We start from the raw sequence: 14,841 nt of genomic DNA, 5'->3' as shown, positions 1-14,841 counted from the left end.
CACCACACCACGAACCCGGCTCCGCCGGGTGCCTTCGCCTGCCCACTCACCGACCGATTTTCGAACCAGTGGTGAGGACGGTTAGAACCGTCCTCACCACTCACGAGGCTGCGAACTGTGGACTCTTGACCGTCCGTCGATCCCGTGGGTAATCTCTCCTTTACTTTCCAATAGTAAGGAAAGTTTCCTATTTAACTCCGCCGCCCTGACCGTCGGCGCGCCAACGTCGGTGCCGTCGACGCGAGAGGAGAAGCCGAATGCGTTGGGACAAGATCCGTCTCCGGGTGACGGCCGCGCTGGCCGCCGGACTGCTGGCCCCGGTCGCGGCCGCGAGCACTTCGATGGCGACCGAGACCGCGGCAGAACCCGCAACGCAGGCAGCCGCCGCGCTGCCGCCGGGAAGTCCGGCGGCGATCAACGGACAGCTGAAGGTCTGCGGCCTCCAGCTCTGCAACTCCGCCGGCAAGCCGATCCAGCTCCGTGGCATGAGCACCCACGGGATCCAGTGGTACAGCCAGTGCGTGAAGACCGCTTCGCTCGACGCGCTGGCCAACGACTGGAAGGCCGACGTCCTCCGGATCTCGATGTACATCCAGGAGGGCGGCTACGAGACCGACCCGCGCAAGTTCACCGACATGGTGCACGGGTACATCGAAGAAGCCACCAAACGCGGGATGTACGCCCTGGTCGACTGGCACCAGCTCACCCCCGGTGACCCGAACGCGAACCTCAGCCGCGCCAAGACGTTCTTCACCGAGATCGCCCAGCGGCACAAGGACAAGACCAACATCATCTACGACATCGCCAACGAGCCCAACAACGTCAGCTGGGACCGCGTCCGCAGCTACGCGGAGCAGATGATCCCGGTCATCCGCGCCCAGGACTCCGACGGCGTCGTACTGGTCGGCACCCACGGCTGGGGCTCACTCGGCATCTCCGACGGCCGCGACGAGACCGACATCATCAACAACCCGGTGCGCGCCACCAACTTCATGTACACGTTCCACTTCTACGCGGCGTCGCACAAAACCGAGTACTTCAACGCGCTGAGCCGGGCCGCGAGCAAGATCCCGCTGTTCGTGACCGAGTTCGGCACCCAGACCGCCAGCGGTGACGGCGGGAACGACTTCACCAACTCCCAGAAATACCTCGACTTCCTGGCGTCGAAGAAGATCAGCTGGACCAACTGGAACTTCTCCGACGACAGCCGCTCGGGCGCGGTGTTCAAGCCGGGCACCTGCTCGGGCAGCTCGTTCACCGGCACGGCTCCGCTGAAGCCCGCCGGTGTCTGGATCCGGGACCGCATCCGCACCGCGGACGACTTCCCGACCTCCTGATCCCGGCAGCGCGCAGGTCATGAGGGGTCCCTCAGGACGGATTTCGTCTCAGGGGCCCCTCATGGCACTTCAGCCGAGCGGTTCGAAGTCGAGCGCGGCGAGGCGATCCGGATCCGCCAGGATGTCGATCGCCGCGATCTTCCCGCCCACGACGGTGAACGCGAAGACCGTCGTCGGGACGCCGTCCTTGGTGACGACCATCCCGGCCGCGCCGTTGACCAGCGCTGGGCGCGGCACCCCGCCGTGGCCCGCCGCGCGGAACATGAGCGCCTGGCTCGCGACCGTGGCCGCCCCACGCACGAAACGCGAGGTCCCCGCCGGAGCCGCACCGCCTTCGGCGCGAAGGATGACGTCCGGGTCGAGCACCGAGACCAGCGCGTCGAAGTCGCCACCTCGCGCCGCGGCGAAGAACGCGTCGACGACTTCCCGCTGACGGCTCAGGTCCGCGTCCGGGACCGTCGGCGAGCCCTGCAGGCGGCGGCGCGCGCGGCTGGCGAGCTGCCGGGTCGCCGCGGAAGACCGGCCGACGATGGGCGCGATCTCGTCGAACGGCAGGGCGAACATGTCGTGCAGGACGAACGCCAATCTCTCGGCGGGGTCCAGCGTGTCGAGCACGACCAGGAGTGCCAAGCCGACCGAATCCGCCAGTAGGGCCTGGTGCTCCGGATCGATCCCGCCCGCACTGCCGATGATCGGGTCGGGGAGCTGCGCGCCGACCGGATCCTCCCGCCGCGACTTGCGTGAGCGCAGCATGTCGAGACAGATCCGGCCGACGACGGTGGTCAGCCAGCCGCCGAGGTTGTCCACGTCGCCGGAGTCCGACCGGCTCAGCCGCAGCCAGGCCTCTTGCACGGCGTCGTCCGCCTCGCTCAGCGAACCGAGCATCCGGTACGCCACCGCCCTCAGGTGCGTCCGGTGCCCTTCGAAGCGCCGCGCCAGCCAGTCGTGTTCGTCCACGGTCCCCATCCTTCATCGGTCAGTCGTGACCCTGACGCGTGAGGGAGCGAGGATGTGACAGGCCTTCAGCCGCGGGTGCCCGCCTGGATCGCCGAAGTGCGCATGGCCTTCGCCGCCGCGCCCACATGCGAACCGAGCGTCAGCGCCACCGCGACGGCGACGATGGCGAGCCGACCGCCATGCCGGGTGCCGCCGGACAGGGGACAGGCCCCGAGTGCTGGGCAGGGACGGCCCTACCGCGGCGGGTAGCCGCCGTCGACCTCCTTGACCGGTTTGTGGGGGAAGCGGCGTTCGGCGTAGGCCTTCGCCGTCGAGCCTTCCCGTACGTACAGCGTCTCCACCTTGTCTTGCAACGGTTTCACCACGGTGCCGAGGAAGCCGCGACGGTCTTCGAGGTAGGGCCCGAGCACGTCTTCACCGGCCGGGCAGACCGCCATGCAGTACGCGGCCTTGTAGTTCGGCTTGAACGCGAGGCTCTGCCACATCGACACGTTCTCCGAGTCGGTCACCCTGGACCGGAAGTCGGCGGCGTCCTCGCTGTCGGCCACGGTCTGCGCCCAGTCGGTGAAGCCGCTCATGAATTCGCGGTAGTTGTGCGTCGAACAGGCGAGGAAGTCGAATTCGCCGGTCTTCGAGATCGCCCCGACCGGGCAGGCCGCGACGCACAGTTTGCAGTCCAGGCAAGGGTTGTAGTCGAGGGCTTCGCCGTAGGCGGACACCTCGGCGTCGACCAGCAACGTCGCCAGGAGCACGAAGTTGCCGAACTTCGGGTGGATGACGTTGCGGTGCAGTCCCATGGCGCCGAGACCGGCCGCGACGGCGACCGTCTTGTGCGCGACCACCCAGATCCGGCCGGGATAGTGCTCCATCTCCATCGGGAACGTCGCCGACGGGTTGATCGCGCGGTATCCGGCGTCCTGCAGCGTCCGGACGATCGTGTGCCCCGCCTCGTTGATGATCTCGCCGCCGCGGTGGAACTCCTGGTTGGCGACGCTGCGGGCGGGGGAGCGGACGTCGTCGCGGTTCATCCGCACCACGAGCGAGACGAGGGTCTTGGTCCCGGGCAGCGCTCGCTGGACGTGCTCACGCTCGCCCGCCAGATCCGGGTGGTCGAGCGAGACGGTGGCCGCGTCGTCGGCGCCGGCGGCGAGGCAGATCTCCTTGAGCCAGGCGGCGTCGATCACCGGCGACGGCTTGTCGCGTGGTTTGGCGAGCACCGCCTGTACCGACGGATGATCCGCCAGTTTCCTCGGGAGCCGGTCGGTCACAACGCCTCCAGGATGGTCGCGTTGGCCTGGCCGCCGCCTTCGCACATCGCCTGCAGGCCGTACCGTGCGCCGTGATGGTGCAACGCGTTGACCAGCGTGCCCATCAGGCGGGTTCCGCTCGCGCCGAGCGGATGGCCCAGCGCGATCGCGCCGCCGTGGACGTTGACCTTGGCCGGGTCGGCCCCGGTTTCCTGCTGCCATGCCAGTACGACGCTGGCGAACGCCTCGTTGATCTCGAAGAGGTCGATGTCCGCCAAGCGCAGGCCCGCGCGCCGCAGTACCTTTTCGGTCGCCGGGATGACGCCGGTGAGCATGAGCAGCGGGTCGGATCCGGTGACGGCGAAACTGTGCAGGCGGGCGCGCGGGCGGAGACCCAGCTTGGCGGCGGTCTCGCTGGAAGTGATGAGCACGGCGGAAGCGCCGTCGTTGATCGGGCTGCTGTTGCCCGCGGTCACCGACCAGTCGATCTGCGGGAATCGCGCGGTCACATCAGGGTCCTGGAACGCCGGGCGCAACTTGGCGAGCGTTTCGAGGTCGGTGCCGGGCCGGACGGACTCGTCGGTGGACACGCGGCCCGACGGTGTCTCGATCGGCACGATCTGGCTCGCGAACCGCCCGAGCTCGTGTGCCCGCGCCGCCTTCCGGTGCGAGGACACCGCGAACTCGTCCATCGCTTCGCGGCCGAGCGACCACTTCGCGGCGATGAGTTCGGCGCTGATCCCTTGCGGGACGAGGCCTTCCGGGTAGCGGGCGGCGACGCCGGGGCCGAGGGGATCGGTTCCGGGCAGCACGTTCGACCACATCGGGACGCGGCTCATGGACTCGACACCGCAGGCGATGACGACGTCGTACGCCCCTGCCATCACGCCCTGCGCGGCGAAGTGCACGGCCTGCTGGCTGCTCCCGCACTGCCTGTCGACGGTGGTCGCGGGCACGCTTTCCGGCAGCCCGGCCGCGAGCGCCGCCCAGCGCGTGACGTTCTGGGCCTGTTCGCCGACCTGGTCGACCGCGCCGCCGATGACGTCGTCGATCAGCTCGGGGTCGAGACCGTTGCGCTCGACGAGAGCCCGCAACGTGTGGGCGAGCAGCTGGACCGGATGGACCTCGTGCAGGGCGCCACCGGGTTTGCCCTTGCCGATCGGGGTACGGACGGCGTCGACGATGACCGCGTCGTGCACGGTTGCCTCCAGTAGTGAGTTGGGAACTCCAACTCACCGTGGCACCGAGTGGGTTGGAAATCAAGACTCACTGGGTTTACGCTGGTCGCATGACCGAAGGGCCGAGGGACTGCTCGATCGCCAACGCGATGGAGGTGATCGGGGAGCGCTGGAGTCTGCTCGCGCTGCGCGAAGTGTTCTTCGGTGCGCGGCGGTTCGACCAGATCGTCCGCAACACCGGGGCGAGCCGGGACATCCTGACCGCGCGGCTACGGAAACTCGTCGAGACGGGAATCCTCGAAAAACGGCTCTACGAGGAGCATCCGCCACGCTACGAGTACGTGCTCACCGAGGCGGGGCACGCCCTCAACCACGTGCTGCTGAACCTCATGGCGTGGGGCGACGCGTACGTCACGGAGGGACCGCCGCCGACGGTGTGGCGCCATTCGTGCGGCGAGGTCCTCGCGCCGGAGACCGTGTGCGCGCACTGCCACGAAACGGTGCGGGAGAAGGACATGACGTTGGTGCGGAGCACTCGCCGCACCAATGCCTCGTGAGTGGTTAGGACGGTTCTAACCGTCCTAACCACTCACGAGGTGAATTCTGCGCGGAAGCGAGGGATCGAGGTTCGTGCTCGTCTTTCCTTCGGCCGGTTCTTATGTCCGCGTCGTCCAGGGACGCTTCATAGGCGGCGCGTCCACGTATCCCGATCTCGCCGCGGCCCGAACCGGCGGTGACTACGTCCCAGTCGAATGACGCGCTAGTCGTCGTCCTCTTCGGGCGTCGTCGGGGCCTGCTTGCGCGCGACGTAGATGAGCAGCCCGATGATCACCACGGGGCCGACGAAGATGAGGATCTCGTCCCAGCCGCCCTGGTGCATCATCATCACCCGCGCCGCGATGGTCATGAGCCGGAGACCAGCGCGATCCCGAGCGCGGTGTAGCCGATCATCAGCGCCAGCATCGGGTACTGGCCCACCTTGACGTACTTCGCGCGCAACACGCCGACGGAACGATCATGCGCCGAGGTTACGGCCAACACGTGCCCGGCGACGATTCCGGCGATCTGCACCAGTGCGATCACGCCGGTCGAGACGACCGTGTAGTCGATCGCGCGGCCGAAGCCCTGCTGTCCGGAGAACACGGCGAACGAGAAGTAATGCGCGACCGTGTAGCCGACCATGATCGGGATCAACGACGGCGCGAACGCGGGATACGGGTCGAACCCCCGGCGCAAATACGGCCTGGTCAGGCTGATGGCGCCCGCGTAGGCGGCGTAGGTGAGCGCGATGCAGGCCGCGAGCCCGGCTGTACCGCCGAGGACGCCGGCGTCCAGCGACGTCCAGAACGGGAGCCGGGTGAGGCCGTCGAACGCCGTCGACCCGAGCACCACCAGCACCAGCGCGGTCAGCCAAGGCGCGGGGGAGATGGTGAGCAGGCCGTCCAGCGGATTCCGGACCACCAGACGCCCGTCGCCGCGCCTGCCGAAAGGGGACAGGGCCGCGATCAGGCGCGCGTAGACCTCGAAAGCGTCGCCGCGATCGAACCAGCGCGGACCGAACACCACGCCGAGAGCGATGTGTATAACGGCATATACGGCACCGAAAAGGGCAATCACACGTGGCGAGTCCGAGTGTGGAAACACCAGTTCCAGCCAAAGAAACGCCAGGAGGCCGACGATCGCGGGCAGGTAACCGAGCCGGTCCGGGAGTTCGCGATGCCGGGAGGGGATCAGTGCCGCGACCGTCCTCAGTGGATTCAATCGCCGCCAGACCGGGCCGAGCAGGAGCGAGAGCGGAACCAATCCGACCCAGAACCAGACGTAGAACCAGGCTGGAGCCGGGTTGTCGGCCGGGCTGTCAGGGCCCGCCCACGCCATGGCCAGGAAGCCCGCGAACAGCATCACGCCGATCGTGCGCGACGCGACCCGCGAGAACACGCTGTCGGCGAACCGTTGCAGGGCGAGGGGAAGGGGGCGTCCGGCGTCGGCGCCGCGGAGCTTGGGCTCCTTCCAGAGCGCGGTGAGCGCGAAGAAGGAGACCACGACGGCCGCCGCTCCCGCGTAGAGCGCGAGCCACAGCGGGACCGGCAGATCGGACCGGCCGCCGAGGCCGTGCGCCAGGATCATCCGCTCACCCGGAGCTTGGTCACCGCCGCGCCGCTCTTGTGCAGTTCCACCTCGAAGATCCCGTCGATGTTCGCGGTGAAAGCGACCGTCCCCGGAACCCCGGGGGCGAGCTGGACGGCCTTGTCGTAGCCGTGGACGTGCAGCTCGTCCGGCTGGTCCGAGGTGACTTCGAGCGCGACGTTCTCGCCGGTGCGCACCGCGACCTCCTCCGGTCCCGCCGTGCGCTTGCCCTCGGTGATCGAGAACTTGACGGTCCGGGTGCCGGTGCCCGGCGCCTGCTCGGAGCCGGTCGATCCCGAACAGCCGGTCACGGCCAGCAGTGCGGCCATGGTGATCCCGCCGATCCTCCGCATCGAGGTCCCTCCAAGTCGTACGCCCCGGCTTGCCCGGCCGGGACCTTGCCTCTATCGTGTTACCCCAAGGTAACAGTTACTTAGGTTAGCAGGAAGGCGAGCACGGTGTTCATGGCTCAGGAGAGCCCGCCTGCCGGCGGCGCGCAATTCGGGCAGATCGTCATCGCGGGCCTGATGTTCACCGCGGTCTTCTTGCCCTTGGCCCTCTTCGTGCTCCGCGAGCGCGCGGGGAAGCGGACCGTCTTCGGCCGCGTCGCGGACTGGATGGGCGAGTTCAGCGGGCTGCCGCGCTGGGCGGCGCTGCCGATGTTCGTCGCCTTCCTGTCCGGGATGTCAGCGCTGATCGGCGTCTACTGGGACGTGCCGATCCACATGGAACTCGGCCGCGACGAAGGCCCGCTCGCGAACCCGTCCCACTACCCGATTTACTTCGGGCTGATGGGCATCTTCGCCAGCGGCGTGCTCAGCGCCACCTTGGCGACGAAGGATCTGCCCAAGCGCACGTTCAAGATCGGCCCGCACTGGCGGGCGCCGATGGGCTCCATCCAGATGATGGCGACCGGCCTGGTCGGCATCGCCGGCTTCCCGCTCGACGACGTCTGGCACCGGCTGTTCGGCCAGGACGTCACCGAATGGGGGCCGACGCACGTCCTGATGATCGGCGGTGGCGTCTGCGTCGTGCTGGGTCTGCAACTGCTGCTCGGCGAGGCCCGCCAGGTCGGCGCGACCGGCCCGATCGTGCGCCTGCTCGGCCCGGTGCTCGCCGGTGCCTGGATGATGGGCGCTTCGGCCTTCCTCATGGAGTTCGACCTCGGCGTCCCGCAGTTCCCGATGCTGTCGCAGGTTGTGCTCGTCGGCCTGATCGGCGCCTGGACGCTGAGCTACGGGCGGCTGTCCTGGGGTCCTGGCGGCGCGCTGATCGTTCTCGCGGTCTTCCTCGCCTCCCGTGCTTCGTTCGCCGTCATCCCGCTGTTCGCCGACCTGCACGTGGCGTCGCTGCTGCCGTACGTCGCCGAAGCGGTGATCATCGAGGTCGTCGCCCTCGCGATGCGCAACCGGCAGGGCTACGCCTTCGCCGTTGTCGCCGGTCTCCTCGTGGGGACGGCCGGGATGCTCGCCGAAGCGGCGTTCACCCACTGGCTGATGCCGAACCCCTGGCCTGCCGCCCATCTTCCGCTGTTCGTCCTGTTCGGGACCGGCGCGGCCCTCGCGGGCGCGTTCATCGGTGTCTGGCAGTACCAGCGGGTGGAGGAGACGGCGACGCGGGTCCCCGCGGCGGGCCCCCGGCACGTGGTCGGGCTCGTCGGCGCGCTGGGCGCGGTCGTCCTGATGTCCGCGGTCGCCGTCCCGCAGGACCCGGAACCGGGATTCACCGCCGACGTCCGGCTGACCGAGGCCGCGACCGGGCTGCCGATCTCGAACCCGCACGGCGGCGGCACGCCCCGCTGGGTCGACGCGACCGTCACGATCTCGCGGCCCGATCTGGCCGACGACGCCGTGTGGCTGAACGGTTTCGCCTGGCAGGGTGGCGACTTCTTCACCGCGCCGCTGGAGAAGATCGGCGACGGGGTGTACCGCACGGCCCAGCCGCTGCCGGTCTTCGGCCAGTGGAAGACCGGGATCCGCGTGCACGTCCCGAACCGGGTGATGGGTCTCGCCCCGATCTACGCGCCCGCCGACCCGGCCGCGAACGCCCCGTCGATCGACGCGACGTCCGGTCCGCGTCCGTTCATGTCGGAGATCGAGTTCCTGCAACGGGAGCGGAAGTCGGAAACGCCCGCCGTGCTGTGGACGGTCGCGTACGTGACCGTCGGGCTGATCTTCGCCGGTATGTGGACGCTGTTCGCGTGGCTCTACGCGGCCGCGGCCACCGCGCGACGGCGTGAGGTCTCCGTCGGCTGACGCGGGTCGCTTTGCTCGCACTTCGTCCCACGTATCGATTGGGCATCATCGCGCGCAAGCCTTTTGCAAGCCCGCTTCCCTTGAATACCCAGGACGCCGCATGTGTTGCCGGTTCGCGCGCCGAAATGGTGACACAATGCGACGTCGGCGAGACGTAAAGTAGCTGTCGGCCACGCGACGGCATCCGCTGTGCACGATCGGTATTGGCGAGTCATTGCGCGGTTACCGCGACATGTGGTTACTTTTCCGCCTTGGGGGTTGGGTTACAGCGAGTTTCGATGGGGTGGTCTTCGTGCGCACAGAGCGTTTTCCCAGGCGACGGCGCGGTCTTCGCGTGGTCGCGGTCCTCGCCGCTTCGGCGGTCGCGACGGTGCCTTTCGTGCCCGTCGCGGCGGCGCAGCAGCAGGGCAAGGTCCTCCGGGTGGCGCTCACGACCGGCATCGACCATCTGAACCCCTTCACCGCCCAGCTTTCGGCGTCGACGCAGGTCGGCCGGTTCAACTACGAGTTCCTGACCCTGCCTTCGGCCGAGGACACCCAGCCCACGGGCGGCATCGCCGAATCGTGGACGACGTCGGAGGACAAGCTCACCTGGACCTTCACCATCCGTCAGGGGATGAAGTGGTCCGACGGCAAGCCGGTCACCGCGCAGGATCCCGCGTACACCTTCCAGCGGATGCTCGACGACGAGAACGCCCGCACCGCGAACGGCAGCTACGTCACCAACTTCGCCTCGGTGTCGGCGCCGGACGACAAGACGCTCGTCATCAAGACCAAGGCCCCGCAGTCGAGCATGACCTCGCTCGACGTCCCGATCGTGCCCAAGCACATCTGGGAGCCGATCAAGGACCTCAACGCCCCCTCGACCGACGACATGGCCGTGGTCGGTGTCGGCAGCGGCCCGTACCTGCTGACCGAGTACAAGAAGAACGAGTTCGTGAAGTTCAAGGCGAACAAGGACTACTGGCGCGGCGCGCCCAAGGTCGACGAACTGCAGCTGCTGCAGTTCAAGGACGCCGAGGCCGCGGTCAACGCGCTGAAGCAGGGCGAGGTCGACGTCATCAACCGGCTCACGCCGACGCAGTTCGACGCGCTCAAGGGCGAGAAGAACATCACCACCAACAAGGCCCCCGGCCGCCGGTACAACGAACTCATCATCAACTTCGGCGTCAAGAACGTCGCCGACCAGCCGATCGGTGACGGCAACCCGATCCTGAAGGACCTCCGCGTCCGCAAGGCGATCGCGCAGGCCATCGACACCGAGACCATCGTCCAGAAGGTGATGAACGGCTACGGCCAGCCCGGGACCGGTGTCGTACCGGCCATCTACAAGGCCTACACCTGGACCCCGTCCGACGCGGAGAAGACCAAGTTCGACATCGCGGCCGCGAACGCCACGCTCGACCAGGCGGGTTACGCCAAGGGTGCGGACGGGATCCGCGTCGCTCCCGGAGGCGCGAAGCTGGAGTTCCGGCTCGCCGGTCACGCGAACCGGCCGTTCGACCAGCGCACCGCCCAGTTCGTCAGCGGCTGGCTCAAGGACATCGGCATCGGCGTCAAGCAGGAACTCGTCTCCGACGACGAACTGGACGACCGCACCACCGCCGGCAACTACGACCTCGCGATCTCCGGCTACGGGACCTCGCCGGACCCGGACTACGCCCTCAGCCTGAACACCTGCGCCGGCCGCCCGAACGCCGAGGGCAACGGCGGTAGCTCGGCGACGTTCTTCTGCGACCCGCGCTACGAAGACCTGTACAAGAAGCAACTGACCGAGTTCGACCCGGCGAAGCGCGCCGAGCTCGTCAAGCAGGCACAGGCCGTGCTGGCGGGTGAGTACGTCGACGTCGTCCTCGACTACGACAACGTGCTCGAGGCCTACCGGTCGGACAAGTTCGCCTCGTTCACCAAGCAGCCGCAGCCCGACGGCGCGATCCTCGAGCAGTCCGGCTACTGGGGCGTCTACGGCGCCACCCCGGCCGACGCGGCCGCGGCGAACTCCGAGGAAAGCAGCAACACCGGATTGTGGATCGGCATCGGCGCGGTCGTGCTCGTGGTGCTCGTCGGCGGCGGCGTGCTGCTCGGGCGGCGCGGCAAGTCGGCCGACGACCGGGAGTAAGGACCGCGTTGACCGAAGCACTCAGTTCCCTCGACCAGTCCTCGGCGCTCGTCGATCCCGACGAGCGCCGGGGCGGGACCGGCACCGCCCGGTTCGTCCTCTCCAAGATCGGCGGCGCGCTGGCGAGCCTCGCGCTCGTCGTCGTGCTGGGGTTCTTCCTGTTCCGGACGCTGCCCGGCGACCCCGTGCGGTTCATGGTCCGCGACCGGCCGACCGACCCGAAGATGATGGCGGAGCTGCGGGCGCAGATGGGCGTGGACAAGCCCCTGCTGCAGCAGTTCTGGGACTACGTCGTCGGCCTGCTCCAGGGCGACATGGGGGTCTCGTACCTGCAGCGGCGCCCGGTGTTCGACATGATCGGCGAGCGCTTGTGGCCGACGATCCTGCTCGTCGGCAGTGCGACCGTGCTCGCGGTCGCCCTCGGCCTGTGGCTGGGCATCCGTGCGGGCTGGCGCAGGGGGAGCGGGTTCGACAAGGTCCAGACGGGAGTCGCGCTGACCCTGTGGTCTGTTCCGCAGTTCTGGCTCGGGCTGATGCTGCTGGTGGCGACCGACGGGCTCTTTCCCAGCCGGGGCATGCATTCCCCGGACGTCGAGCCGGGCTTCTTCAGCGAGGGGCTCGACGTGCTCCACCATCTGGTGCTGCCGTGCGTGACCCTGCTGGTGGTGTTCTACGCGCAGTACATGCTGGTCATGCGGTCGTCGCTGATCGGCGAGATGAATTCGGACTACCTCACCACCGCGCGGGCCAAGGGGCTGCGCGACGACCTCGTCCGTAAGCGGCACGCCGTGCCCAATGCCCTGCTCCCGACGGTGACGCTGGTCTTCATGCAGTTCGGGATGGTCGTCTCGGGCGCGGTCTCGGTCGAGGCCGTGTTCAGCTGGCCGGGGCTCGGGCAACTCCTCTACGAAGCACTCCGCGGGCCTGACCTGCCTGTCCTGCAAGGAGTCTTCGTCACCCTCGCCGGCGCGGTGGTGCTGATGAACCTGCTCGCGGAGTTGCTCTACCGCGTGCTCGACCCCAGGGTGCGGACGGCATGACCACAGCGGAAAAACCCGGTTCGATCGTCTGGCGCCGCCGCCGCGAGGCCGTGGCGAAGCGCTGGCACGAGTTCACGACGAACAAGGCGGGTGTCTTCGGACTCGCCTTCCTCGGAGTAATCACGGTGCTGGCCATCCTCGCGCCGGTGATCTCGGACGAGTCCGGGCTCGATGTCACCAAGGCCCATGGCGGTTCGCTGAACCCGCCCAGCGGGGAGTTCTGGCTGGGCACCGACATCGACGGCCGCTCGGTGCTGCTGATGACGTTCTGGGGCGCGAGGATCTCCCTGCTCGTCGGGTTCTCGGCCGCGTTCCTCTCGGTGCTGATCGGCACGCTCATCGGGATCGCGGCCGCGCACTTCGGCGGCTGGCTGTCCGGGCTGCTGCTGCGGTTCACGGACTTCTTCCTGGTACTGCCGTCGCTCGTGCTCGCCGTGGCACTTGCCTCGGTACTGGAGCAGGGCGCCATGACGGTGATCGTCGCCATCGGCGTCACCGCCTGGCCGAGCACCGCGCGGCTGGTCCGGGCACAGACGCTGACGATCGAGGGCCGCCCGTACATCGAGCGCGCGAAAGCACTCGGCGGCGGTCACCTGCACATCGTCGGCAAGCACGTCCTTCCCGGCGTCATGCCGCTCGTGCTGGCCAACACCACACTCGTCGTGGGCAACGCGGTCATCGCGGACGCGACACTGGCGTTCCTCGGCGTCGGCAACCCGAACACCGTCTCGTGGGGAGCCATGCTGCAGACCGCCTTGAACAACGGCGCGATCAGCAAGGGCGCCTGGTGGAACCTGCTGCCGCCGGGTATCGCGATCGTCGTGGTCGTCCTCGCTTTCACTCTCGTCGGACGCGCGCTGGAAACCGTGCTGAACCCGCGGCTGAAGGGACAGCACTCATGAGCCCCTTGCTGGAACTGAAGAACCTCGGCGTCACCTACGCCACCGGAAGCGGCGAGGTCGCCGCCGTCCGGGGAGTCGACCTCGTGCTCGAACCCGGCGACACCCTCGGGGTGGCGGGGGAGTCGGGGTCGGGGAAGTCGACGGTCGCGATGAGCGTGCTGCGGCTGCTCCCGCGTTCGGCCAAGGTCAGCGGAGAGATCCTGCTGGACGGCGAAGACGTCACGGCCATGAAGTGGGGCAGGCTGCGCGCGGTGCGCTGGGCCGAGGCCTCCGTCGTGTTCCAGGGCGCGATGCACGCGCTCAACCCGGTCCGCCGGATCGGCGAACAGATCGCCGAGCCGATCCGCCTGCACCCGCCCGGCGGCAAGGCACTGTCGGACACCGAGATCCAGGCCAAGGTTTCGGAGCTGCTCGAACAGGTCGACCTGCCGCCCGGCCGCGCCGGGGCGTACCCGCACGAACTGTCCGGCGGGCAAAAGCAGCGCGTCATGATCGCGATGGCGCTGGCCTGCTCGCCGCGGCTGATCATCGCGGACGAGCCGACCACCGCGCTCGACGTCGTCGTCCAGGCCCAGGTGCTCGACCTGCTGGGCAGGCTGGTCGCCGAACAGGGGATCGGACTGGTCATGATCAGCCACGATCTGTCGGTGCTCGCCGCCACCTGCCGCCGGATCGCGGTGATGTACGACGGCGAGATCGTCGAGGAACGGCCGAGCGCGGAACTGATGAGCGCGCCGCACCACGAGCACAGCAAGGCGCTGGCGGCCGCGTTCCCGACCGTCGGCGACCCGGTGTCCCGGTTCGCGCCCGCGACCAGCACGCCGTTGCCGCCCGAACCGGAACGCAGTGCTGACCAGCCCGCGTTGCTCGAAGCGGAGGATCTGCGCGTCAGCTTCCGCGACCGCACCGGCAAGCGCATCGACGCCGTCGCCGGGGTGAGCCTGCAGGTGCGGAAGGACGAGATCGTCGCGCTCGTCGGCCAGTCCGGCTCTGGCAAGACGACGCTGGCCCGTACGCTGCTCGGGCTGCAGAAACCCGACTCGGGCGCGGTGCGGTACGACGGCAAGCCGGTTCCGCTCGGCGGCGCCGGGCTGAAGGCGTACCGGCGGCAGGTCCAGCTGGTGCTGCAGGACCCGACGAGCGCGCTGAACCCGAACCACACGGTGTACGAGGCCGTCGCGGAAGGCCCTCGCATCCACGGAATGGGCGCGAACGAGCGCGAGATCGTCATCAAGGCCCTCGAAGCGGCCGAACTTCGGCCCGCGGAGAAGTTCCTCGACCGGCTCCCGCACGAACTCTCCGGCGGACAGCGGCAACGGGTCGTCATCGCGGGCGCGCTCGCGCTGGATCCCGGCGTGCTCGTGGCCGACGAACCGGTGGCTTCGCTCGACGCGTCGGTGCGAGGGGAGATCCTCGCCCTGTTGCTGCGCCTGCGGCGTGAACTGGGTCTCGCCGGGCTCGTGATCACCCACGACCTCGGACTGGCCTGGAACATCGCCGACCGGGTCGCCGTGATGTATCGCGGGAAGCTCGTGGAGGTCGGCACCGTGGAGGAGGTCCTGCTGGACCCGAAGCACGACTACACGAAGTCGCTGCTCGCCGCGTTGCCCGGTGGTACCGCGCGGGAAACACCCATTGCCGCGCACTCGCACAGGCGCGGTGTGTAACCTCCAATCTCG

At 68.5% G+C, this 14,841-nt stretch carries 13 protein-coding genes; 7 read left to right on the top strand and 6 right to left on the bottom strand.

Going from position 1 to position 14,841, the window contains the following annotated elements:
• Positions 1-257: 257 nt before the first annotated feature.
• On the top strand, positions 258-1,337 hold the full coding sequence (locus H074_RS33655; protein ID WP_007034563.1) for a glycoside hydrolase family 5 protein: 1,080 nt from the start codon (positions 258-260) through the stop codon (positions 1,335-1,337).
• A 69-nt stretch (positions 1,338-1,406) separates the two neighbouring features.
• On the opposite strand, the gene sigJ is transcribed toward H074_RS33655, so the two are convergent.
• The 3 genes from sigJ to H074_RS33640 form a co-directional block, all read right to left on the bottom strand.
• A complete protein-coding gene (gene sigJ / locus H074_RS33650) occupies positions 1,407-2,294 on the bottom strand; it encodes an RNA polymerase sigma factor SigJ (RefSeq protein ID WP_007034562.1) in 888 nt (295 codons plus the stop codon).
• A 233-nt stretch (positions 2,295-2,527) separates the two neighbouring features.
• Positions 2,528-3,562, bottom strand: a complete 1,035-nt coding sequence (locus H074_RS33645) for a 4Fe-4S binding protein (protein ID WP_007034561.1) — start codon at positions 3,560-3,562, stop codon at positions 2,528-2,530.
• Entirely contained in the window at positions 3,559-4,740 is a 1,182-nt protein-coding gene (locus H074_RS33640) for a thiolase family protein (protein WP_007034560.1), read from the bottom strand. Before H074_RS33640 ends, H074_RS33645 begins: the two co-directional genes overlap by 4 nt.
• Before the next feature lie 89 nt (positions 4,741-4,829).
• On the opposite strand from H074_RS33640, the gene H074_RS33635 reads away from it, so the two are divergent.
• A complete protein-coding gene (locus H074_RS33635) occupies positions 4,830-5,276 on the top strand; it encodes a winged helix-turn-helix transcriptional regulator (protein ID WP_007034559.1) in 447 nt (148 codons plus the stop codon).
• Between the two features lie 203 nt (positions 5,277-5,479).
• Here H074_RS33635 and H074_RS41180 read toward each other — a convergent pair whose 3' ends face one another.
• Genes H074_RS41180 through H074_RS33625 form a run of 3 tightly spaced genes read right to left on the bottom strand, consistent with a single transcriptional unit; the run spans position 5,480 to position 7,199 of the window.
• The gene (locus tag H074_RS41180; RefSeq protein ID WP_007034558.1) at positions 5,480-5,626 is read right to left on the bottom strand and encodes a hypothetical protein; all 147 of its coding nucleotides are present in this window, start codon (positions 5,624-5,626) and stop codon (positions 5,480-5,482) included.
• Positions 5,623-6,846 (bottom strand): hypothetical protein, encoded by a 1,224-nt coding sequence (locus tag H074_RS33630; protein ID WP_007034557.1) that lies wholly within the window; start codon positions 6,844-6,846, stop codon positions 5,623-5,625. Before H074_RS33630 ends, H074_RS41180 begins: the two co-directional genes overlap by 4 nt.
• Positions 6,843-7,199: a cupredoxin domain-containing protein gene (locus tag H074_RS33625; protein ID WP_007034556.1), complete on the bottom strand. Its 357-nt coding sequence runs from the start codon at positions 7,197-7,199 to the stop codon at positions 6,843-6,845. Before H074_RS33625 ends, H074_RS33630 begins: the two co-directional genes overlap by 4 nt.
• A gap of 111 nt (positions 7,200-7,310) precedes the next feature.
• On the opposite strand from H074_RS33625, the gene H074_RS33620 reads away from it, so the two are divergent.
• The 5 genes from H074_RS33620 (at position 7,311) to nikE (ending at position 14,829) form a co-directional block, all read left to right on the top strand.
• On the top strand, positions 7,311-9,101 hold the full coding sequence (locus tag H074_RS33620) for a hypothetical protein (RefSeq protein WP_235096940.1): 1,791 nt from the start codon (positions 7,311-7,313) through the stop codon (positions 9,099-9,101).
• A gap of 334 nt (positions 9,102-9,435) precedes the next feature.
• Positions 9,436-11,220: an ABC transporter substrate-binding protein gene (locus H074_RS33615; RefSeq protein ID WP_007034554.1), complete on the top strand. Its 1,785-nt coding sequence runs from the start codon at positions 9,436-9,438 to the stop codon at positions 11,218-11,220.
• An 8-nt stretch (positions 11,221-11,228) separates the two neighbouring features.
• Positions 11,229-12,260: an ABC transporter permease gene (locus H074_RS33610; RefSeq protein WP_007034553.1), complete on the top strand. Its 1,032-nt coding sequence runs from the start codon at positions 11,229-11,231 to the stop codon at positions 12,258-12,260.
• The gene (locus tag H074_RS33605; protein WP_007034552.1) at positions 12,257-13,162 is read left to right on the top strand and encodes an ABC transporter permease; all 906 of its coding nucleotides are present in this window, start codon (positions 12,257-12,259) and stop codon (positions 13,160-13,162) included. The genes H074_RS33610 and H074_RS33605 overlap by 4 nt, the downstream gene beginning before the upstream one ends.
• Positions 13,159-14,829, top strand: coding sequence for a nickel ABC transporter ATP-binding protein NikE (gene nikE, locus H074_RS33600; protein ID WP_007034551.1), 1,671 nt, complete (start codon positions 13,159-13,161; stop codon positions 14,827-14,829). The genes H074_RS33605 and nikE overlap by 4 nt, the downstream gene beginning before the upstream one ends.
• Positions 14,830-14,841: the final 12 nt, after the last annotated feature.

The organism is Amycolatopsis decaplanina DSM 44594 (assembly GCF_000342005.1).
Classification (GTDB): domain Bacteria; phylum Actinomycetota; class Actinomycetes; order Mycobacteriales; family Pseudonocardiaceae; genus Amycolatopsis; species Amycolatopsis decaplanina.
Note: the sequence above shows the minus strand (reverse complement) of the source record. Positions and strands in the feature narration are given on the sequence as shown.

Coding starts and splice junctions, on each gene's coding strand:
- H074_RS33655 (WP_007034563.1), top strand. CDS start 258: ATGCGTTGGGACAAGATCCGTCTCCGGGTGACGGCCGCGCTGGCCGCC.
- H074_RS33635 (WP_007034559.1), top strand. CDS start 4,830: ATGACCGAAGGGCCGAGGGACTGCTCGATCGCCAACGCGATGGAGGTG.
- H074_RS41180 (WP_007034558.1), bottom strand. CDS start 5,626: ATGACCATCGCGGCGCGGGTGATGATGATGCACCAGGGCGGCTGGGAC.
- H074_RS33630 (WP_007034557.1), bottom strand. CDS start 6,846: ATGATCCTGGCGCACGGCCTCGGCGGCCGGTCCGATCTGCCGGTCCCG.
- H074_RS33625 (WP_007034556.1), bottom strand. CDS start 7,199: ATGCGGAGGATCGGCGGGATCACCATGGCCGCACTGCTGGCCGTGACC.
- H074_RS33620 (WP_235096940.1), top strand. CDS start 7,311: ATGGCTCAGGAGAGCCCGCCTGCCGGCGGCGCGCAATTCGGGCAGATC.
- H074_RS33605 (WP_007034552.1), top strand. CDS start 12,257: ATGACCACAGCGGAAAAACCCGGTTCGATCGTCTGGCGCCGCCGCCGC.
- nikE (WP_007034551.1), top strand. CDS start 13,159: ATGAGCCCCTTGCTGGAACTGAAGAACCTCGGCGTCACCTACGCCACC.